This is a genomic window from Streptococcus sp. DAT741 (assembly GCF_009866825.1).
GTDB classification, from domain to species: domain Bacteria; phylum Bacillota; class Bacilli; order Lactobacillales; family Streptococcaceae; genus Streptococcus; species Streptococcus ruminantium.
Window position 1 is genome coordinate 1,105,217 of sequence record NZ_CP019557.1, and the last position, 23,173, is coordinate 1,128,389.

Here is a 23,173-nt window from a genome sequence, read left to right on the forward strand (position 1 = left end):
CCAGTCAATAGTACATCATCACCTAATGGTAAAATTCTTTTTATTTCCTTATAATCGCATCCAGATAGGGAACCCACTTGTCTCCAATCAATTCCGATAAGGAGCCAATCCAGCGGTAGGCAGTATGCTCTTCGGGATCTAATTGAATAGGCAAATTTGTAAGCAATTTTCCACTATAAACTAGCCGAGTGAAAACCATCTCCTTTGATACATCATATTGACTATCCTCATGGATAATAGCAAGCAACTCCACTTGTTGACCTGTTTCTTCAAACACTTCACGAATTGCTGCATCTTGGGGAAGCTCACCAACTTCTACCCCTCCTCCAGGAATATCCCAGAAGTTTGGGTAAACATTCTCTTGACCTCGTTTTATCATTGAGCGTTTGGTAACTAAATATCTTCCATCTTCCTCTAATAATACATGAACAATAAGTTTGACAGGCATATTTACTCCATTTCAAAAAGATAAAAACTCCTGTAAAAACAAGAGTTTCTAACGTATGTAGTCCACCCTGAGGGAATCGAACCCCCATCTCAAGAACCGGAATCTTGCGTGATATCCATTACACTAAGGGTGGAAAGGAAAAACTTGCGTAGAAGCAAGTTTTTATATCAATTACAATTCAATGTCACCGAAAAGGTCAGCCATTGAGAAACCAGATTGAGTTTCTGGCAATTCGTAATCACGTTTGTCTTCACGTTTTTGACGACGTGGACGTGGAGCACGTTTTTCAGCTTTTTCTTCACCTTCAACTGCTGCTGGACGCTCTTCCAAAGCTTTGATTGAAAGTGATACACGCTCATCCGCTGCATTTACTTCAAGAACCTTAACAGTAACTTCTTGACCTACAGACAAGGCATCTTTTGGATTTTCAACACGTTTGTGTGAAATTTGTGAGATATGTACCAAACCATCGATACCTGGCAATACTTCAACGAAAGCACCGAAGTCAGTCAAGCGTTTTACTTTACCTTCGATGACATCGCCAGCTGCCAATTTTTGCTCAACACCATCCCATGGACCAGGTTGTGTAGCTTTCAATGACAATGATACACGACCTTCAACTTCATCAATCGCAAGAACTTTAACTTCTACTTCCTCACCAACTGTTACAGCTGATTTAGGAGATACATTACGCTCATGTGACAACTCAGTCAAGTGAACCAAACCATCAACACCACCAAGATCAATGAATGCACCAAAACTTGTAATACGTGCAACTTTACCAGTTACAACATCACCAACTGACAACTTACCAAATACTTCGGCGCGCACTGCTGCAGCTTCTGCTTCAACAACCTCACGACGTGATAAGATAAAGCGGTTTTCAGATGGATCAACTTCCTTAATTTTTGCTTCTAACTCTTGACCTACAAAGCGCTCAGTATTACGAGTGAAACGGCTATCAATCATTGAAGCTGGAATGAAACCGCGAAGACCTTCAAATTCAACTGCAAGACCGCCTTTAACAGCGCGAGTTACTTTAACGGTAACAACTTCTTCCTCACGACCAACAAGCTTGTCCCATGCTTTACGTGCTTCCAAACGTTTTTTAGATACAAGATATGTAACAGTGTCTGTATCTTTGCCAACAACTTGGCGAAGTACAAGCAATTCAAGCGTTTCACCAACTTTAACAAGATCGTTGATGTCAGCTTCACGGTCATTTGTCAACTCACGAAGAGTCAACACACCCTCTACACCAGTACCCGAGATTGCTACATTTGCTTGACCAGCATCAACTGTCAATACTTCTGCAGTTACCACATCACCAGGTGTAACTTCATTTACACTGTTCAACAAATCTTCAAATTCGTTCATTAAAAACCTCCGACAATCAGGTCTCTCGACCCAAAACAAAATATATTTTATTTAAGGCACACGCAAGGACAAACAACAAATGGACATCTTTGACGAACTAGAATGAAACCTAGTACCTTTACTGGGGTAGCTGGATTCGAACCAACGCATGAGGGAGTCAAAGTCCCTTGCCTTACCGCTTGGCGATACCCCATGAGTATTCAAATAAGATATAAATTCTTCAAGCTGAACACGGACTAAAATCCTAGTGAAAAAGATAAACTTCCTCGTGCGTTGCACACATTACGTCAGTTTCCTATTTTCATACGGATTTATTAACGTTCTTTGTATCCTGCTTTATGGAGAGAGAGGGATTCGAACCCCCGAACCCGAAGGAGCGGATTTACAGTCCGCCGCGTTTAGCCTCTTCGCTATCTCTCCGTGCATCAACAGTCATTATTCTAACATAAAATAACGACTATTACAAGCCCTTTAGTGAGTTAAATTATAATTTTCAATAATATTTCCGACTGCTTTTTCTAGTTTTTTGTAAAAGCTTTCGGTATTTCCATTTTTTACAACAGCAAAATTGTTTTCAGCCAATTCAGCAATCTCACCAATAACTTTCTTGCCGATTACAAGGCGATAGCCAGAAAACTCTTCTTTATTTACCAAAACCTTACTATCTTCAATTTGAATTTCAATTTTTTTATCTTTTTTGCTCATTTTTTAACCTCACTTTTACTATTCTACAAAAAAAGAGAAAAGCTTGCAAGTACAAGCCTTATGAAATCAATCTACTTCTACAATCCAGCCTGCGGGTGCTTTAATATCCCCAAACTGAATACCTGTTAACTCATCATAGAGTCTACGAGTAATCGGTCCTACCTCCGTCTCACTGTAAAACACATGGAACTTGCCTCCCATTTGAACACCGCCAATTGGGGAAATAATAGCTGCTGTACCACAAGCACCCGCTTCCACAAACTGATCCAAATCTTTAATATCGATTTCTCGTTCCACTGCCTTCATACCCAGATGATGCTCTGCCAGATAGAGAAGAGAATATTTAGTAATAGATGGTAAGATTGATGGCGAAATTGGTGTGACAAATTCATTCTCCGCTGTGATACCAAAGAAGTTTGCTGAGCCGACTTCTTCTATCTTGGTATGGGTAGCTGGATCTAGGTAGATAACATCTGAAAACCCCTGTTTTTTTGCATACTGCCCTGGCAGAAGAGAAGCTGCATAGTTACCACCAACTTTGGCCGCTCCTGTTCCATTTGGTGCTGCACGGTCGTATTTGTCTTGGATAAGAAAATTAGTCGGAGCGAGACCACCTTTAAAATAATTGCCAACAGGCATCGCAAAGACTGTGAAGATGTATTCTTCTGCTGGCTTGACACCAATAATATCACCAACACCAATAAGGAGCGGACGGAGGTAGAGAGTTCCACCTGTTCCATACGGAGGAACATAGTCAGCATTGGCTTTAACTACCTGTTTGCAGGCTTCAATAAACAAATCTGTCGGAACTTGAGCCATCAGTAAACGTTTGGCTGTCCGCTGAAGACGTTCTGCATTTTGATCCGGACGAAAAAGTTGTAATTTCCCTTCCTTGGTACGGTAAGCCTTCAACCCCTCAAAAGCCTGTTGACCGTAGTGAAGGGCTGGCGAGCTTTCAGAAATATGAAGAATAGCCTCCTCTGTTAAGTCTCCCTTACTCCACCGACCATTTTTATAATAAGCAATGAAACGATAGGGTAATTTCATATACGAAAAACCCAGATTTTCCCAATCAATTAACACAGACATATCTACACTCCCAGATTACTTTCTATTATTTTACTACTTTTACAATGGATTTTCAATTAAAAATTCAGAAAATTTTGTGAATACAATAAAAACCCGCCATAGCGAGTTTGTTTCTAATCAATCCATGCTCTGAAAACTTCCTCATCAGAAATTGTATCTGAGATAAAGCTGCCATTGCTAGTGCGCTCTGATAGGCTGAGCTGAATGAGATCTATTTGATGGACTTTACCAGTTTTGGACTGAACATGGAGCATTTGACTCGATGTTTCCTCTTCGACTTGACTGGTAAATAAATCAAAATCTCCTTGATCTGTCAGAATCGGTCCAGCTGCAAAGACACGATGGGGCTTCGCTTTGAGCTCACGTAAAACTTGTAAACCACGCTTAGCACGGCTGGTCACCGGAATATCATTCGTCGCCATACGCTTTAGACTACCACGCTGAGTCAAGATATAACTTGAACTAGTATTGCTGATAAAAGCTGCAACCACCGTGTCTTTATCTTTGAGATTGATCGCCTTGACACCGGCTGCCTTAGCACCGATGACTGGCACTTCTTCGATGTTGAATCGCAGAGCATACCCTTTTTCTGTGATGATCATCATGTCATCCAAAACCACTGGAGATACTGCGATAACCACATCTTCTGCATCTTTTAATTTAGCATACTTGGTTGATTTTGACTTGTAAGTCCGCCAAGGAGTGAATTCCTTACGCTCCACACGCTTAATCTGACCATACTTGGTTGCCGCAAAGTAAGTCCCCTCTTCAAAATTCTCTAACAATTCAGCAAAGATAATCTCTTCATTAGTTTCAAAATTCATCAATGTCTGACTGAGGTGTTCTCCAATATCCTTCCAACGAATATCTGTCAGTTCATGAACTGGTCGGTAGATAACATTACCAAGATTAGTAAAGAGTAAGAGATGCTGAGTTGTCTTAGCATTCTGTAAGAAAATTAGCTGATCATCATCCCGTTTCCCCATTTCTTCAAGCGTTGAGGCATTAAAAGAACGTGGACTAGTTCGTTTAACATAGCCCGCCTTGGTTACGCTGACGAAGGTCTCTTCTTCAACAATCAAGCTGGCCGTATCAATTTCGATGGCTTCTGCATAATCTTGCAATTCACTTAATCTAGGATTACCAAATTGTTTCTTGACATCACGCAACTCTTTTTTCATGAGGTTGAACATAGTACGCTCATCACCGATAATAGCTGCTAAAGTCTGAATCTGCTCACGTAAGGCAGCTTCTTCGTTTTCCAAGGTAACAATATCCGTATTTGTCAAACGATAAAGTTGTAAGGTCACAATTGCTTCTGCTTGTTCCTCACTAAATTCATAGCTAACTTTTAGGTTTTCCTTGGCATCCGACTTATTCTCAGAAGCACGGATTAGGGCGATAACCTCATCAAGAATCGAAATAACTCGAATCAAGCCTTCTACAATATGAAGTCGTTTCTCAGCTTTTTCCTTATCAAACTTGGAACGTGCAATGATAATCTCTCTGCGATGGGTAATATAGCTGGATAGAATTTTCTGCAAGCCGACCTGACGCGGTGTAAAGTTATCAATCGCAACCATATTAAAGTTATAATTGATTTGTAAATCAGTGTACTTGTAGAGATAGTTGAGAATGGTCTGTTCATCACTATCCTTTTTTAACTCAATAGCAATCCGCAAGCCTGTACGATCTGATTCATCCCGAACTTCTGCAATACCAGGTACTTTATTGTTCACTCGAACATCATCAATCTTTTTAACTAAAGTAGCCTTATTGACTTCATAAGGAATTTCAGTAACGACAATTTGTTTCTTGCCAGCCTTGAGCTGTTCAATCTCACAACGACTACGGACAACGACACGCCCCTTACCAGTTTCATAGGCCTTCCTGATTTCATCAGCCCCTTGGATAATAGCACCTGTCGGGAAGTCTGGTCCCGGCAGGAACTCCATGAGTTTTTCTAGTTTCGCTGTCGGATGATCAATCAGATAAACAACAGCATCAATAACCTCTGCCAAATTATGCGGTGGAATATCAGTCGCATAGCCTGCTGAAATCCCCGTTGCTCCATTGACCAAAAGATTTGGGAAGGCAGCCGGTAGTACTGTAGGTTCTTTTTCTGTATCATCAAAGTTCCATGCAAAAGGCACCGTCTTTTTCTCTATGTCAGCAAGGAGATAGCCAGCCATTTCCGACAGGCGTGCCTCAGTATAACGCATAGCAGCAGGTGGATCACCATCCATAGAACCATTGTTCCCATGCATTTCCACCAGAATCTCGCGATTTTTCCAGTCCTGACTCATGCGCACCATGGCTTCATAAATGGAGGAATCACCATGTGGATGAAAATTCCCCATGATATTACCGACTGACTTAGCAGACTTACGATACCCCTTGTCAAAGGTGTTACCATCCCTATTCATAGAATAAAGAATCCGGCGCTGAACGGGCTTTAAACCATCACGAATATCAGGAAGCGCACGCTCCTGAATAATGTATTTGGAGTAGCGACCAAAACGCTCTCCCATGATGTCCTCAAGGGACATGTGTTGAATGTTACTCATAAGATACCTCAATTAAATATCTATACTATAGAATTTTCTTACTGCCTAGTCAAACATTTCGTGATCTCTACAATTTTCTCAGAAGTAAAAATCAATCATACGAGTAGGAAAAATGTCTAGGAGCAAGGCCACAATGGTAGGGAAATCACTATTTCCCGTTGTTTCCAATCTCAAATAGTTACTCCTCTGACTGTTTGATCTGACCTTAAATCACTTCAATCTTGTTCAAAATCAATTCCGACCTTTTGATACGATAAAAATGGGTGAACAATGTTCAGATTAGCATATTTTTCAACAATATCATCAAAGGTCTCACGAGGTAGCTTGTCGATATAGTTTAAGGATTGCTCTAAAAAATACGTGGTGCAATTTGACAGCAATCTTGGGCGACATTGGTGTGACGAATTTTACCGGCAAAACCATAAATGCCTTCAAGTTAAAACTCGATGAATTTGAGAACGTCTTAAACATTTCTCAATTTCTATCTTGAATAGTCAAGCAATCTTGAATAACTGAACAACCTTTTTCTAGCTTCTCCGCTCTTCAAGACGAGCTAACCATAGTTGCATTCCTAGTTCCTAGTTTATTTTCTAAAGCCATACCCTGCCTCAGTTTATTTGGTAAATGCTGTAGCTTCTTCCAAAGTAAACTTGACATTATCCTCAATCCATTTGCGGCGTGGTTCAACCTTATCGCCCATAAGGACGGAAACACGACGTTCAGCACGCGCTAAATCTTCAATCGTTACACGAATGAGGGTACGAGTATCGGGATTCATGGTGGTTTCCCAAAGCTGGTCTGCATTCATCTCACCTAAACCCTTGTAGCGTTGCAAGGTAGATCCCTTGCCAAATACCTTACGAAGATCTTCAAGTTCGCCATCTGACCAGGCATAGGCAATCTTCTCTGTCTTTCCTTTACCCTTGGACATTTTATAAAGAGGAGGAAGAGCAATGTAGACACGACCTGCCTCTACTAATGGTCGCATATAGCGATAAAAGAATGTCAACAAGAGAGTCTGAATATGAGCTCCATCCGTATCCGCATCGGTCATAATGATAATCTTGTCATAATTAACATCTTCAAGAGTAAAATCAGAGCCAACACCAGCACCAATGGTATAAATCATAGTGTTGATTTCTTCATTTTTAAGGATGTCTGCCATCTTAGCCTTGGCGGTATTGATAACCTTACCGCGCAGGGGAAGAATGGCTTGAAACTTACGATCTCGTCCCTGTTTAGCAGACCCACCAGCAGAGTCTCCCTCCACGAGATACAGTTCATTTTTAGCTGGATTCTTGGATTGGGCTGGAGTCAGTTTTCCTGACAATAAGCCTTTATCTTTCTTATTCTTCTTACCATTTCTAGACTCATCACGAGCCTTACGGGCAGCTTCACGGGCATCACGAGCCTTAATAGCTTTGCGAACCAGATTAGAAGCTAACTCGCCATTTTCTAAAAGGAAGAACGTCAACTTATCCGAGACAATGCCGTCCACAACTGGTCTAGCCAAGGGACTTCCCAACTTGTCCTTGGTCTGTCCTTCAAACTGCAAATGTTCTTCAGGAACGAGAATAGACAATACCGCAGACAGACCCTCACGATAGTCAGAACCTTCCAAGTTTTTATCTTTTTCCTTTAGTAAATTAGTCTTGCGAGCGTAGTCGTTCATAGCCTTGGTAATAGCTAATTTTAGACCTGTTTCATGGGTACCTCCGTCTTTAGTACGGACATTATTGACAAAGGACAGAATGTTATCTGAGTAGCCATCATTGTACTGCATAGCCACTTGAACTTGAAAACCAGAGTCTTCTCCTTCAAAGTAAAGAACGGGCGTCAAAGTCTCCTTGTCCTCGTTTAAATAAGAAACAAAATCCTGCACACCGTTTTCATAATGGTACTCTTCGTGCTCACCGGTCCGCTCATCTGTAAGAGTCATGGTGACTTGTTTGAGCAAGAATGCTGACTCTTTCAAGCGTTCGGAAATGGTGTTGAACTTGAAATCTGTCGTGGAAAAGACAGTGTCATCAGGCATAAAAGTGACCTTCGTACCAGTTTTTGATTTTGGTGCGGTACCAATTTTTGTCAAGGTTGTAACTGGATTTCCACCCTGCTCAAAACGCTGTTTATAGATAGCACCATCACGGGTAATTTCAACTTCCAACCAACTAGACAGGGCATTGACCACTGAAGACCCCACCCCGTGCAAGCCGCCCGACGTTTTATAACCACCTTGACCGAACTTACCACCTGCATGTAGAACGGTGAAGATGACTTCAACAGTTGGCTTTCCTGTGACATGCATACCAACCGGCATACCACGCCCTCGGTCAGTGACTGAAAGACTACCATCTTTATTAATTCTTACATCAATACGATCACCAAAGCCAGATAGCGCTTCATCAACAGCATTATCAACAATCTCCCAAACCATGTGGTGTAGACCATTGCCATCTGTTGAGCCAATATACATGCCGGGGCGTTTACGAACCGCATCTAAACCTTCCAACACCTGAATGGCATCATCGTTATAATTATTTACAGTAATCTCTTTTTTAGCCAAAACTGACCTCCATACTTATCATCCTTTCTATATTACAAGTTTTTGTTTATTTTTGCAAAAAATTTCTGTTTTCTATCCGATGAGACAACTTACTCAAGGATATTTTAGACAAAATTGTCTGAGAATATGCTATAATGAGAGCATGTTATTGAATTTTATTTTACTACTAGTTGCTTATTTATTGGGCTCTATCCCGTCTGGTCTCTGGATTGGTCAATTCTTTTTCAAAATCAATATTCGTGAGCATGGTTCGGGCAATACTGGTACAACCAACACTTTCCGTATCCTTGGTCCAAAAGCCGGAACAGTGGTGTTTGTAGTGGATTTCTTAAAAGGTACCTTAGCAGCTTTACTGCCTGTTTTCTTCCATGTTCAAGGTATTTCTCCGATTGTATTTGGGCTGATGGCAGTTTTAGGACATACTTTTCCTATTTTCGCACAATTTAAGGGAGGAAAGGCAGTTGCAACTTCAGCCGGTATGCTTTTGGGAGTGGCTCCAGCCTTTTGCCTCTATCTGGTCATTATTTTTGTGACTTCCCTCTACCTGACTTCTATGGTATCCTTTTCTAGCGTTTTAGCGGCTGGCCTAGCTATCTTGGGAGCTTTGTTATTTCCAGCGATTGGTTTTCTATTGATAGGATATGACTGGTTATTTACATTGATTATCATCTTCTTGGGATTATTTGTCATTATTCGCCATAAAGAGAATATCAGGCGCATCCTCAAAAAGGAAGAGAATATGGTTCCTTTTGGGCTCAATCTAACCAAGCAAAAAAAGCGAGCGTAAAAACTCGCTTCTATTCTTATTCCACATCAATTGACACAACCTCAATCCTATCACCACCAAGTAAAATCAAATAACAGTCTACACGATTTCTAGTGTAGGCTTTTTTTAATGCTTCTGCATAGAGCCCCATCTGTGTCTTGTAACGGTCACACAATTGACTGGGATGATCGTATTTATCCGTCTTATAATCAAAGAGAACAATATGATCAGCATAAAGCAGATAGCCATCAATAATTCCTCGAAGGACAAACTGTTCCTGCGAAAGAGGATCGATTTGCAGGCTAGCAAATGGTGCTTCACGATGGAGCTTGTCTGTGTTTGACAAAATTTCTTTCCCCAAATCTGTATCAAAGAAATCCAAGATTTTTTGAATATCAATCTTATCCTTTACCTCTTGCTCTGCTTGAACCCCCTGTAGGGCTTGGAAAACTGTGTCTTCTGTCACTAACCAAGATAAATCAAGGCGCTGCATCAGTTCATGAACTGCTGATCCGATTTGTGCACTACTAATGGTTAGTTTCTTAGAAAAATCTGGTAGATCAAATTTGACTTTTGGCCGATATGTCTCCATGATTTCCAAGCCTTCTTGCTCCAAAACAGGTTCATAAAGCTTTTTGATTTGACTTGGTGTTCGCAAGCTAGGTAATTCAATAGCAGACTTGTATTTGGTATTTAAATCTTGGACAGATGACAACTGATTCAAGGCGGTTGTCATATCTTCTGACTGACGAATATGTTGTAAACTGGCGCCCTCTAACTTATGTTTAACCACTAGTTTTCCAATCTTGTCTTCAGTCAAATCTTCATCGGTAACAAATACTTTCTTAAAATGAAGATTTTCTTCGGAAAAAGCTGCATCAATGCCCAAGATCCAGTCCTGAAAGGTTGCCATACTTTCCCTACTTGATTTGGCCAGAACACCATTTTCTCTCTTGCCATCAAAGCGATTGGCTAGTTTTTCTGCATTCCCTTTTCCAACCAAGTATAGCTTTTTCTTCGCACGAGTCAAAGCTACATAGAGTAAACGCATCTGCTCAGATAGATTGGCAATTTTCAGTTCTTGAAGATTTTGTCGATAAGGCAAGGTGGTCATTAAAACACGGACCTGTGGCAGCGGACTGTTGACTCTGGCTTTCATATCCGCTATATACTGGATACCCAAACCATTTTTCCGACTAATAATGACCGATTGATAGTGATCTTCCAAATTAAAACGCTTATCACTATTCATCAAGAAGACATAGCTAAATTCTAACCCCTTTGACTTGTGAATCGTCATAAGTTGTACGGCATTCTGTGGCAAAAATTCTTGGACATCTGCTAAGTCCTTATTATTGGCCAAAGCTCTGTCAATCATGGCTATAAAACGAGCCAGTCCCTTATAACCAGTCTTTTCAAATTGATTAGCACGAAGACCCAGAGCATAGAGATTGGCTTGACGCTTGCTACCATTTGGAAGGGCACCAACATAATCATAGTAGAATTTTTCATTGAAAATCTTCCAAATCAAGTCATAGATAGAATGCAGTTTTGCATAAGATCGCCAGCTGTCTAAAATAGATAGAAAGTCTCCAATTTTCCTTTTGAAGATATTATCAATCAATTCTGGATGCTGACCGGTACCGGCTTGAGCCAGTTTCATTTTTTGGTAATAAAAACCTCTGCTAGCCTGTAGGGCAATCCTCGTTAATTCGTCCTCATCAAATCGAAACATCGGTGATTTGAGAAGAGCGACTAAAGCATAGTCATTGAGTGGATGGTTAATGATACGTAACGTATCCAACATAACCATAACTTCCAAGGATTTTAGGTAGGAAGCTGTCCCTCCATCTGCTACCAGTGGGATCCCATGCTTGTCAAAAATGGACATAATCAAGTCATTATGGGTTCGCTTTTGCACCAAGAGAGTAATATCCTTAAACTCAACTCCTTTTTCATTATGGAGGCGAATGATTTCCTTGGCAACGACTTCTACCTCACCAGCAGTCAATGTAGCCTCATCAATAGTCTCCTTGCTTGATGGGCGGCTTCCTTCCTCATTGTCATAAATCAAATACTCCATCTCATGCTGGGGTTGAAGAAGCTTCTGACTCGGACTACCTGCTACCAGATGATGTGTCTCGTCATACCTGATTTCCCCAACTTCACGATCCATCAATCTTGTAAAAATGGCATTGGTAGCTTCTAAAACCTCTATCTGACTACGGAAATTTTCCTTAAGCAATATCAATTTCCCAGCAGATGGATTTTTCTGATAGGTTTCAAACTTCTCCTGAAAAATCATAGGGTCGGCCTGACGGAAACGGTAGATGGACTGCTTGATGTCCCCCACCATAAAGCGGTTATGCCCATTAGAGAGTAAGTCTAGCATCCGCTCCTGACTATGGTTGTTATCCTGGTACTCGTCCACCATAACCTCATGGTATTTTTCTTGGAAATGCTGGCGTATCTCCGCATTTTCCTCTAAAATCCGAATAGCAAAATGTCCAATGTCTCCAAATTCAAAGGCCGCTTCACTGATTTTCAAGTCCAAATAAGCTTGTGAAAAATCTAAAACAAAATCACGTAATAATTCCAGCAATGGAATCGCCTGACTCTGGTATTCTTTCAGCAAGTTCAGCTCGTAAACTTCTTGCCTTATATCACGCAAGTTAGCGATGATTTCACTCTTTCCTGCATTGTATTCTTCTTTGAAGGCAACCAAATGCTCATCCTTAGGACGATTAGCATTGGTTAATCCCTTACCACGTGACTGGTCATTGATAAGGAGAATGGTTTCAACCCGTTTCGTCAACTGCTCAGTATTGAGATGTTCTAAATCGGACAAAAGATGAACCACCTCTTCTACCTTGGCAAAATACTTAGCAGAACCAAAATCTCTCCTCCCCCATTCTACATGATGACGGAAAAAATCCTCAGCTTGGTAAAGCTGGTTTAATACCCTATCCTTAACACCTTGATTAAGTTGTTGCTCAATCTTCTCTGGACTATACATATCTGCCTGAACGGCTATACGTGTTAACCATTCTGATGGATTGCTGGTTGATTGACTGAATTCATAAATCTGATAGACCACCTCACGAAAGCCACTATTATCCTTGTGATTGCCAGAAAAATTACGAACTAGCTTGCGAAAGTTCCCAGAAGTATCCTGATCAATATACTGCTCAAATAACTGACTAAAAACTTCTTTTTTGAAGGCTGCTTTCTCTACTTCGTCCTGCAAGATACGAAATTGAGGTGAGATTCCCAGACTGTAGCCATAGGTCGTGACCAATTTCTGAGTAAAGGCATCCATGGTTCCAATATCTGCCTTGGTAAGATCTGCCAGTTGAGCAGATAGATGTCTACGCAAGTCCATATCACTTATCTGGGCAATAGTCTCATTGAGATTTTTCTCAATCCGTTCCTTTAATTCGCCCGCAGCTTTGACTGTAAAAGTTGAGATAAAGAGCTGGTCAATCCCAACACCACGCTTGAGCTTGTCCAATATCCGCTGAACCATCACAAAGGTTTTACCAGACCCTGCGGATGCAGAAACCAGAATATTTTGTCCATACGTATAAATAGCTTCTATTTGCTCAGGGGTTCGCTTTTGTTCCTTATCAGAAACAAGTTCGGCTGCTTGTAAATCTGCAATTTCCTCAGGGCCCAAAAAGCCTTCAAATGTCATTTGTTCTCTCCCCCTTTCATCCGTTCTATCCAATCTTGCCTCTTCGCTTCCCTAACCAGGCGCCGAGCCATTTTCATGTGTCGATCTGCTTCAAATCCAGTGATAGCTTTCAACTGATCACCTACTACTGAACGCCCATCTTTCGTGTAAGGGTTAATAGCAAAGCGGCCTGCAAGAATATCTTGAGCTGCTTGTTTGTAAAGGTGCTGATTGTAAGCCAACAAGGTCCTAAATTCATCTTCTGTGTAGAGCTGATTGTACGTCTGATATAAACTATTCAAACCAATACTCTGCTCTTTTAAATACAAGCCTTTGTAAACTAAACTGCTATTCGCAATCCCTTCCAGTTGCTCCATGCTCCTCGTATCTTTTAACTTAACAATCGGATCCTGCAAATGCAAATACATAGCACCAAAAATAGGTTTATCCTTGGTTTCTTCCAACTCCTGCAAGGCCGCTAAGTAGGTTACCAACTGAGGCTTTAAACCGTTGTAAAAATCAGCAAGAGAAAAAGTCTGATCACTAGACTTGTAGTCTACAACACCAATCGCCTGATTATTCTGTAAGGTATCTAAGCGATCAATGGTACCATTTATATGAATCTGCCTTCCAGTTTCCAAGCATAAGGAAAGAGCTTTCTCTTGACGGAAACTTTTTTCCTGACCATCAATAACGATTGTATCATTATCCCTTAAAACTGTTGCACTGGAGCGTGCAATCTTATCCAGAACCTCTTCTGTAAAGCGAGCCTCCGCATCCTGATTGTAAAACATGGCAAACTCAGCTTCCGAGCGAGTATTAGTGATTGCCATCTCCAGCTTCTCATCAAAGCTATTATCCGTTTGATCCATTACCAGACGCTCAAAAATCCTATGCAAAAATAAACCGTGCTGAAAAGCTGTTGGATGGATGGATTCCTGCTCTCTCAAACGTAGTACATTGCGGACAAAATAGAGATACTGGTTATTGTAAAAATTGGTCAAACTAGAGGCTGAAAGATTCAAAGGCTTATCTTCCGGATAGAGGATAGCTAGAGTTTCATCTGCCAGTTTTTTAGAAGAAATGTCTCCTGTAATGGTCGGAATCTCAATATCTTGCGACTCTAGTTTTTTCTTTAAATGCCGAACTAGAACCATCCAAAAAGCTGCTTGTCCTTCCCATTCTTCCCCTTCAAGAGCTGGATTTTCCAATTCCACCACTCGTGATAAGAGACTCTTATAGTGACCAATATCTTGTGGATGAAGTGTTTTATTGCGACCTCGTTCTTCCACTTTTAAACCCATCTTTTGTAAAATTTTGACGTAGGGAGAATGACTATTTTCCTCTTCTTTGTAAATCTGTGGCGTTGAAATGATTAGTTGCTCTGTTGCAGCATTCAACAGAGACATCATGGCAGCGTGATTCTTCTTGATATTTTCCCGACTCACCAGATCAAAACGTGATGAAGTGGCTGATACAAGATTAACCTTTTCCATCTCTTCTTCCGTTAGAAGACTAGTGTTTTTGACAACCTTTGGAAAGTTAGATTGTCCCATACCGATAGCATAGACATATTTAGCAGAATGAGGCTCAATCAAGTCATAGGACTTAATATTCACCACGTCAACAGTTGCAGGAACGGTCCGATAATGACTAGCCTGCATGCCTGCCCGTAAAATAGCTAAAAAGTCAGCTAGTTTCAGCTTTTCTTTACCAAAAATCTGGTGGAAAGAATGCAGGATATATGTAAAACTTTTCCAGACCTGCTCTTCTTTTTCCCGTTCAACTTCATTTAGTCCTCGAGATAGTTTTTCCATATTTTGAGGGAGATGAACAGCCTCTAAGAAGGCCATAAATTTCTCCAGCAAATTGGAACCGGATCGAACACCTGTCTTAAATAGATCATTCAAGGGCTCCATAATTTTTGCTCGCAAGGGTTCTAAGATATTCAAATCATAGACAAGTCCTCTATCTTTTATGACAACCTTATCATAATCTGCTCTGCTATTGACCGAAAACGCACGCGAAAAAGCAGCCTGACCCTTTATATCTGCAAAAAGAATATAGGATTCAAAAAGATCCTGCTCTTTTTGAGGAATGTTGGCATATAAACCTGATTTAAGGAGATTGAGCAAATCTTCAGCTCGAAAACGATACCGTTGCAATCTATCCAACGACTCAATAAAATGAACGAGTGGGTGGTGGCTCATTTCTTCTGCCTTGCCAAAATAGTAAGGAATTTCGTACTTATCAAAAATCTTCCCAATCTGCAATGCATAGCTATCCACATCACCCAGAAGTAACAAAATATCCTTATAACGAACTCCCTGATGCAGGTGCTGACGGATGGCCGTTGCAACCTGCTCCACCTCTTCTTTCTGATTGACCACATCCCAGAGTTGAACTCTTTTCAGATCTTCATCTGTCAAATCCAGCACAGAACCACTATAGTCATAGTAGGATTCCATGTTCTTAGAAAGTTTGCTTAAGCCATCCAAAGCAGGATCTTGTCCAACATAGGTTGCCTTGACACCGAATTGAGCGGACAACTGTCGCAAAAAGTCAACACTGGCTTGATAGACATTACCCTCTATATAACTAGCTTGAATCGCCTTTTTACTGGCATAAACACCGATAAAGATTTCTTTTACACGACTGTTCAAAGCCGCTACCAAAGCTTCTTCTTCCGCGGAAAAACGGGAAAATCCATCTACAATTAAAACAATGTCCTGTAGTTCCTCATCTAGCTGATTGGTTTCGAGCAAAGCTGTTAACTGTGCCAACTTAGATTGGTGTTCAAATCCCTCTTTAGATAGCAGTTCAGTCACTGCTAAAAAAATCCGAACGAGATCAGCCTGTTTGTCTGGAGAACCCATAGCTTCTAAATCCAAGACAGACATATTGGCACGTTGCAATTCTTTGTACAAGGCAACCAGCTGATTGATGAAAGCAAAATCAGTCTGTAAGCGCCCATAAACCTTCAGCTCTCCATCTTCAAATTGCGATAAGACTCTGAAGAAAATCATAGCCAAACCAACATCATCAATTGCTTGACCTGTTCCTATCTGCTTGATCATCAAGTAGCGTGTCAATTGTTCAAAACGTGTCACAATAATATCAAAAGAAGCCTGTTCTTGTAGATTTCTCAAGACCTTACGTTCCATCTCAAAAGACAAAGAGTTGGGTGCAATATAAAAGACACGCTTCCCTTGTTTAGCATAATCTGCTGCAATCTCCGTTAAAAACTGCGTCAGAGGGTTTCGTATATCTGTATAGACTAATTTCATAAGAAACACTCATACTTTCTAAAAATATCCAGTCAGTCTACATCAAAATTGACTAGATATGCTCTGATAAATCCTTGGTAATCTTCAATACTTACTACAATCTCTCAAAAGATTCTACCATCACTAGTATATCAAAATTCAGAATATAATAAAAAGGAAAGATGAGACTTTCCTTCTTCTTTTCTATGCGTCTTGCTCTTTTGCCAAGCGCTCCCGTTCCAAGCGTAATTTACGATTAGGGTTAAGCTTGTTAAACAATTCTTCCAATTTTTCAGCATTCCAAATGTCAGCCGCTGAAACAAAGTTACCATCTTTATCCTTGAAGGATATTGGTTTATCACCCATAAATACCTCCTCATAAATCATTCTTCAAATCAGAAAGAACACGACACAAAGGGCGGACAATTGATACTATTTATCCAGAGTGAGTAAGACAATTATCGCGTCTCCCAATGTTTGACCCAGGTTAAAACTGGACATTCTTCAGCTTCTGAGCTTGCACCTAGAACACTGCTATGTGGTATCTTAGTCTACAAATTCAAACTCAAACTTACCGATACGAACAATATCTCCATCTTTTGCTCCACGCACACGGAGGGCTTCATCAACCCCCATTCCTCGTAATTGACGAGCAAATTTCATAACGGATTCATCACGATCAAAGTTGGTCATGGTAAAGAGCTTTTCAAGTTTTTCACCAGATAGAATCCAACTTGCATCATCTGCGCGACTGATGTCAAATGCTGGTTCATCTGGATTAAAGCCATAATAAACTTCTTCTTCCTGAAAATCTGAAGCATCGTAGAGCAAGAATTCTGGTGTTTTTTCTAGCAACTCTGCAGTGGCTTCCAGCAGATTTTCCAGACCTTGGTGAGCGATTCCTGAAATAGGGAAAATCTTAGGCAACTCGTCAAATTCATCGTAGTTAGCTGCCAATTTTTTCTGAAATTCTTTCAAATTATCAGCTGCTTCTGGCATATCCATCTTGTTAGCAACAATAATCTGCGGACGCTCCATCAGGCGCAGATTATAGGTCTCTAGCTCTTTGTTAATAGCTACATAATCCTCGTATGGATCACGTCCTTCGCTCGCAGACATATCTAAGACATGAAGGATAACACGAGTCCGCTCAATATGACGGAGGAATTGTGTTCCCAAACCAACTCCCTGACTAGCTCCCTCAATCAGTCCCGGTAAGTCCGCAACTGCAAATGATTCACCAGACTTGGTACGAACCATCCCTAAATTCGGTACAATCGTCGTAAAATGGTAAGCACCGATTTTGGGCTTGGCAGCCGTTATAACACTGAGAAGGGTTGATTTCCCAACCGATGGGAATCCAACAAGACCGACATCAGCCAAAACCTTCAATTCTAATTCAAGATTGCGTTCCTCGCCTGGCTCACCATTTTCAGAAATCTCTGGCGCAGGATTCTTAGGTGTCGCAAAACGAATATTTCCACGACCACCACGACCACCGTGAGCAACAATAAATTCTTGCCCATTTTCAACCAAGTCTGTGATAATCTTTCCAGTATCTGCATCACGGACTGTTGTTCCTTGAGGGACTCGTACATAAAGATCCTCAGCACCGCGACCATGCATGCCTTTTGTCATCCCTTTTTCACCAGCATCAGCCTTGAAAGTACGATTGTAACGGAAGTCCATCAGGGTACGCAGACCTTCATCAACCGTAAAGATGACATTGCCTCCACGACCACCATCTCCACCCCAAGGACCGCCATTTGGTACATACTTTTCGCGGCGGAAGGCAACCATGCCATCTCCACCTTTACCAGCCTTGACCTTTATCTTAGCAGTATCTAAAAACATACTCATAATTTAACCTATTCTTTCCTAGAAAAAAACGCCTAGTAGCGTTTTACTTCATCAATGCATTGATTGCCGGTAAAATCAAACCAGCTAGTGTCACGACGACCATCACGACAACAATCGCTAATGTTACCTTTTCAAACGTTGTTTTTTTATGTTTTTCTTCACCAAAAGCCATTGCTTTCTCCTTATTTCAGTCATTGATAACCTATTCTACCACATTGTAAGATAGTTTTCAATTCTGATCCTTGGGCGATAAGCTTTCTTTCACTCTCTCTGCTACCTTGTATGGTACACCGACATCAGCGATTTCCTGTAAACTTGCTGCCTGAATTTTCCCAATGGATTTGAAATGTTTCATGAGTGCCTGCTTGCGTTTGGGACCCAACCCTTCAATACCATCTAATTTGGAAGAGAAAGAATTTTTAGATCGCAACTGACGATGAAATTCAATAGCAAAACGATGAACCTCATCCTGAATACGGTGAAGCAAGAAAAATTCCTGGGAATTACGAGGCAAGCTCACCACTTCTAGTGGATCTCCAAACAACAATTCATGTGTCTGGTGTCTGTCATTCTTTTGCAAACCAGCAATCGGAATAGCCATCCCCAGCTCTTGCTCAATAACCTCTTTTGCTACATTGACTTGTCCCTGACCTCCGTCAATGATAATCAAGTCAGGAACGATCAAACTTTCTCGCTGAACTCGACTATATCTACGATAAAGAACTTCACGCATAGAAGCATAATCATCTGGTCCTTCTACCGTCTTAATCTTGTACTTACGGTACTCCTTCTTATTTGGAACACCATTTTCAAAAACGACCATAGCTGACACAGGACTGGTTCCCATAGTATTGGAATTATCAAAAGCCTCTATCCGAAGAGGTGTCGGAATCCCCAAAAGTTGACCAATATTCTCGATAGCACCATAGGTCTTCTCCAGGTTCTTCTCCAAAAGGTTGAACTTCTGCTCCAGACTAACACGCGCATTCTTAGTCGCTAAATTGATAAGTTGCTTCTTCTCACCACGCTGAGGCTTAAACACCTTTGTATCAACCAAGGCTTCTACGGCTTCTTGGTCAATATCCTGTGGTATCAAGATTTCAGACGGTATTAAATGCTGCTGGTCTCTATAAAACTGACCGATATAGGTCAAAAAATCTTCGTCCGCATCGTTATAATAGGGAAAAAGATTGACATTCCGCTCAATCAGTTTACCCTGACGAACAAAGAAAACCTGCACACACATCCAGCCCTTATCCACATAGTAACCGAAAACATCCCTATTTTGTAAATCATGAGCCATTACCCGCTGTTTGGTCCGCAAGGTGGATATAGATTGTAAAACATCTCGGTATTCCGCAGCCTTTTCAAATTCCAGATTGCTGGCAGCTAGCTTCATCCTTTCTTGGATTTCCTTGACAATCTTATCATCGTTTCCATTCAAAAACTGAGCGACTTCCTTTGCCATCCTATCATAATCGGACAGACTAGGTAAATTTTCCCCGTGGGCTAAACATTGCCCCAAGTGGTAATACAGACAATACTTATTCTCAGGCAATTTGCATTTGCGAAAAGGGTAGAGACGTTCCAATAACTTCAGTGTCTGATTGGCTGCGCCAACATCAGGATAAGGACCAAAATACTGACCACCATCCTTCTTAATCTGTCGCGTAATGATGAGTCGGGGATGGCGTTCCTTAGTAATCTTGATAAAGGGGTAAGATTTGTCATCCTTGAGCATGATGTTATAGCGAGGCTTATTTTCTTGAATGAGATTGATTTCTAACAAAAGCGCCTCAATATTGGAATCAGTCACAATAAACTCAAAATCAGCTATCTCAGCCACCAAAGCCTCTGTCTTGGTGTCATGAGCACCACGAAAATAAGACCGAACCCGATTGCGCAGATTCTTGGCCTTGCCTACATAAATGATCTTTCCATACTTATTTTTATGGAGATAACAACCAGGGCTGTCCGGCAATAACTCCAATTTATGCTTGATGATTTCATTCATAGGATTATTATAACAAATTTTCCTGTTTTCTACCCTCGTATCCAACTAAAACCTTATCAAAAAGACTTTCTCTTTTATTTTATAGTAAATCGTTTTTTATCCTAGCATAGCCTTATAGTTATAAAAGCTAAGTCAAAAGGTTATACATTAAGCAATACTGAATCTAAATTAAATAGCAAAAATATTCTCAAAACATTTATAAAGAACTATTGCTTTTGTACTAACTCAGTAGTATAATGGTTATAATTTATCATATTTTAGGAGGTTGTTATGATTCAATTTGATCACATTACCAAAGCCTATGGCAAGACTATTGCACTTGATGATTTGAACCTAACCATTCAAAGTGGTGAAATTTTCGGATTGATTGGGCATAATGGAGCTGGTAAGACAACGACAATCAGTCTTCTTACTTCCATCATTGAAGCCAGTCAAGGTCATATCATAGTAGATAACCTTAACCTAGCAGAACACCGTGATGACATAAAAAAACGTATCGCCTACGTTCCTGACTCACCAGATATATTTCTTCATTTGACAGCTTTTGAATATTGGCATTTTCTGGGGAAAGTTTATGGTGTGACTAAAGAGGAAGTGGATGAACGCATCAGTAAGCTATCTACTCTCTTTGATATGACAGCACGCCAACATGAACCAATTGATAGTTTTTCACACGGTATGCGCCAGAAAACAATTATCATAGGAGCTTTGATTCCTAATCCTGATATTTGGATTTTGGATGAGCCCTTGACAGGTTTGGATCCCCAAGCATCTTTCGACCTCAAACAAATGATGAAAGACCACGCTCAAGCTGGTCATACAGTCCTATTTTCGACCCATGTCCTTTCTGTTGCAGAACAGCTCTGCGATCGTATTGCGATTTTAAGAAAGGGACAACTCATTTTCGTCGGAAGTTTGGATGAACTCAAATCTCAATATCCAGACAAGGACTTGGAAACTATTTATCTTGAGTTAGCTGGTCGGCAGCAAACGAAGGCAGGTGAGGAGGTATGAAGAAATCCATCATCTGGGAGCTAGTCAAGATCAATATTCTTTACTCCAATCCTCAGCTCTTGGCTTCTATTAAGAAAAAACAAAACAAACGCAAGACAGCTTCCTTTTCGGCTTATAAAAGCGTCCTTCGGCAGCAATTATTATTGACTTTAACCTTTGGCCTTATCTATTCTTTTCTCTTTATGGGTGTGGATTATAGTCGTTCTGTCGGCTTCTTCTCTCTGCAACTAGCACTCTTTACTCTGATTGCTATTGTCTATGGCTTTACCGGATTCTTTTCGGTTTTCTACGATAGTAAGGATACTAAGCTCTATTTGGCTCTCCCCATAAAAGCACAGGAAGTTTTCATCGCTAAGATTTTCTCCGCTCAGGGTATGGTTTTACCTTTCCTCATGCCCTGCTTGGCCTTGCTCCTTATTACCTATTGGCAAACTCGAGGCTCACTCTTTGCCTTACTGGCCATTCCATCTTTCTTAATCTTATGGTTATTCGTCAATATGGTTAACCTAGTTATCATGCATCTTGTCGGAGCAATTCTCACAAAAAGTCCTCGTAAAACCATGATTTCGACCATCTTGATGACAGGCTCTTCCTTGTTGGCATTTGCTGCTATCATGTTCCTCCAATCCCAACAAACCGTATCCTTGCAGTCTGGAGGATTCGTGAATTTTTCGATTATACCACTATTCGTTGGCTTCCATTACGTGATTAGCCAGACAATATCAATCGGAACTTTTCTACACTTTGTCATTCCTCTAATCTTGATGATTGGACTGATTATTTTTGCCTTTAAAGCAATCATTCCTAATTACTTCAATCAGATTTTAGCGATTGAAAATGTTTCTACCAAGAAGACAACCACTAAGCCTGCAAAAATTCCTAGCAATCTCAAACAAGCTCTCATTAAACATCACTTATCTACTTTAAAAGACAGCAACCTCATGGTTCAAACCTTGATTCAGCCCATCATTATGGGGGTAGCTTTATTTCCAGCATTCAGTCGTATGTCTGCAAATGGTAGCTTAAGTGCCTTTGACTGGAAGTACTTTGGTATCGCTATGTTAGCTGGCTTTCTATTTGGTAATCTCTTTTCCGGCTCGACAACCTTCATCGGTGTGGCCATGTCATTGGAAAAAGAAAACTATCACTTTATCCAAACACTTCCTATCAACTTCAAAAAGTTTATTATCCAAAAATTCTGGGTTATTGTGGCAGTTCAATTTTTCTTACCAACCCTACTCTACTTCGTTTTAGCTATCGGTCTAATGAAACTCAACCTTATCCTAGCACTCTTTTTCATTATCGGCATCATTATAGCTTCCCTACTCACAGGACAATTGTACTATTGGCGTGATCAACGCTTGCTTATGCTTAGCTGGCAGAATAGTAACCAACTATTTGGCCGTGGTAGTGGACAATGGCTGATTGCAGGTAGCATTCTTGGAACCATGTTTTTAGGGGCTATCGCTATGGTTATGAGTATTATCTTAGCTGGTACAATTGGGGCAATTTACGTTAGTTCTGCCCTATTAACACTGCTAGTTGTGCTATCAGCTGCTCTTCAATTTTATATTTACAAGGCCTATTGGCAAAAACTATAAGAGGTTGGGACAATAGTCCAATTTCATATATAAAAAGCGAACAAACCAAGATTCTGATTGTCAGAAAACTAGTTTTGTTCGCTTTTTTTGTTCAATTCTAGATCTAAAGGACTTGATAATTGAGATTTTCAAAATTGAAAATCTTTTTGTCCCAAGCTCATTTTTATAGTCAACGCAAGATCTTAAAAATCTGAATAGCTAGTAATGCTAACTATTTAGCTACCTCATAC

General features: G+C 40.6%; 15 protein-coding genes and 3 tRNA genes. 3 read left to right on the forward strand and 15 right to left on the reverse strand.

The window, feature by feature from the left end; all coding sequences use genetic code 11:
• Positions 1 to 40: 40 nt before the first annotated feature.
• From BZG42_RS05335 to parE, 9 genes are all read right to left on the reverse strand, one after another.
• Positions 41 to 448: an NUDIX hydrolase gene (locus BZG42_RS05335; RefSeq protein ID WP_024532931.1), complete on the reverse strand. Its 408-nt coding sequence runs from the start codon at positions 446 to 448 to the stop codon at positions 41 to 43.
• Positions 449 to 509: 61 nt separating this feature from the next.
• Positions 510 to 581 (reverse strand) — tRNA-Arg (locus tag BZG42_RS05340).
• Between the two features lie 38 nt (positions 582 to 619).
• A complete protein-coding gene (gene rpsA, locus BZG42_RS05345; RefSeq protein ID WP_155961973.1) occupies positions 620 to 1,825 on the reverse strand; it encodes a 30S ribosomal protein S1 in 1,206 nt (401 codons plus the stop codon).
• Between the two features lie 121 nt (positions 1,826 to 1,946).
• Positions 1,947 to 2,018 (reverse strand) — tRNA-Gln (locus BZG42_RS05350).
• Positions 2,019 to 2,164: 146 nt separating this feature from the next.
• Positions 2,165 to 2,245 (reverse strand) — tRNA-Tyr (locus tag BZG42_RS05355).
• A 51-nt stretch (positions 2,246 to 2,296) separates the two neighbouring features.
• Positions 2,297 to 2,530: a DUF2969 domain-containing protein gene (locus tag BZG42_RS05360; protein WP_024532929.1), complete on the reverse strand. Its 234-nt coding sequence runs from the start codon at positions 2,528 to 2,530 to the stop codon at positions 2,297 to 2,299.
• Between the two features lie 66 nt (positions 2,531 to 2,596).
• Positions 2,597 to 3,619 carry a branched-chain amino acid aminotransferase gene (locus tag BZG42_RS05365; RefSeq protein ID WP_155996211.1) on the reverse strand — a complete coding sequence of 341 codons (1,023 nt, stop codon included), beginning with the start codon at positions 3,617 to 3,619 and terminating at the stop codon, positions 2,597 to 2,599.
• 113 nt (positions 3,620 to 3,732) lie between these two features.
• On the reverse strand, positions 3,733 to 6,186 hold the full coding sequence (parC, locus tag BZG42_RS05370) for a DNA topoisomerase IV subunit A (protein WP_155996212.1): 2,454 nt from the start codon (positions 6,184 to 6,186) through the stop codon (positions 3,733 to 3,735).
• A 613-nt stretch (positions 6,187 to 6,799) separates the two neighbouring features.
• Positions 6,800 to 8,749 (reverse strand): DNA topoisomerase IV subunit B, encoded by a 1,950-nt coding sequence (gene parE, locus BZG42_RS05375; RefSeq protein WP_155961971.1) that lies wholly within the window; start codon positions 8,747 to 8,749, stop codon positions 6,800 to 6,802.
• 142 nt (positions 8,750 to 8,891) lie between these two features.
• Between parE and plsY the strand changes: the two genes are divergently transcribed.
• Complete coding sequence (gene plsY / locus BZG42_RS05380) at positions 8,892 to 9,536, forward strand: glycerol-3-phosphate 1-O-acyltransferase PlsY (RefSeq protein ID WP_155961970.1); 645 nt, start codon at positions 8,892 to 8,894, stop codon at positions 9,534 to 9,536.
• 16 nt (positions 9,537 to 9,552) lie between these two features.
• On the opposite strand, the gene addA is transcribed toward plsY, so the two are convergent.
• The 6 genes from addA to uvrC all read right to left on the reverse strand — a co-directional run bounded on the left by addA (position 9,553) and on the right by uvrC (position 20,328).
• The gene (gene addA, locus BZG42_RS05385) at positions 9,553 to 13,209 is read right to left on the reverse strand and encodes a helicase-exonuclease AddAB subunit AddA (protein WP_165437151.1); all 3,657 of its coding nucleotides are present in this window, start codon (positions 13,207 to 13,209) and stop codon (positions 9,553 to 9,555) included.
• Entirely contained in the window at positions 13,206 to 16,475 is a 3,270-nt protein-coding gene (rexB, locus tag BZG42_RS05390; RefSeq protein WP_155996214.1) for an ATP-dependent nuclease subunit B, read from the reverse strand. Before rexB ends, addA begins: the two co-directional genes overlap by 4 nt.
• Before the next feature lie 183 nt (positions 16,476 to 16,658).
• Positions 16,659 to 16,820 carry a hypothetical protein gene (locus tag BZG42_RS05395; protein WP_024532922.1) on the reverse strand — a complete coding sequence of 54 codons (162 nt, stop codon included), beginning with the start codon at positions 16,818 to 16,820 and terminating at the stop codon, positions 16,659 to 16,661.
• 180 nt (positions 16,821 to 17,000) lie between these two features.
• Positions 17,001 to 18,314: a GTPase ObgE gene (obgE, locus tag BZG42_RS05400; protein ID WP_155996215.1), complete on the reverse strand. Its 1,314-nt coding sequence runs from the start codon at positions 18,312 to 18,314 to the stop codon at positions 17,001 to 17,003.
• A 43-nt stretch (positions 18,315 to 18,357) separates the two neighbouring features.
• Positions 18,358 to 18,486, reverse strand: a complete 129-nt coding sequence (locus tag BZG42_RS05405) for a DUF4044 domain-containing protein (protein ID WP_024532920.1) — start codon at positions 18,484 to 18,486, stop codon at positions 18,358 to 18,360.
• A 57-nt stretch (positions 18,487 to 18,543) separates the two neighbouring features.
• On the reverse strand, positions 18,544 to 20,328 hold the full coding sequence (uvrC, locus tag BZG42_RS05410) for an excinuclease ABC subunit UvrC (RefSeq protein ID WP_024532919.1): 1,785 nt from the start codon (positions 20,326 to 20,328) through the stop codon (positions 18,544 to 18,546).
• Positions 20,329 to 20,598: 270 nt separating this feature from the next.
• Here uvrC and BZG42_RS05415 point away from each other — a divergent pair, with 270 nt between their 5' ends.
• Complete coding sequence (locus tag BZG42_RS05415) at positions 20,599 to 21,342, forward strand: ABC transporter ATP-binding protein (protein WP_120171759.1); 744 nt, start codon at positions 20,599 to 20,601, stop codon at positions 21,340 to 21,342.
• On the forward strand, positions 21,339 to 22,943 hold the full coding sequence (locus BZG42_RS05420; protein ID WP_155996216.1) for a permease: 1,605 nt from the start codon (positions 21,339 to 21,341) through the stop codon (positions 22,941 to 22,943). Before BZG42_RS05415 ends, BZG42_RS05420 begins: the two co-directional genes overlap by 4 nt.
• Positions 22,944 to 23,173: the final 230 nt, after the last annotated feature.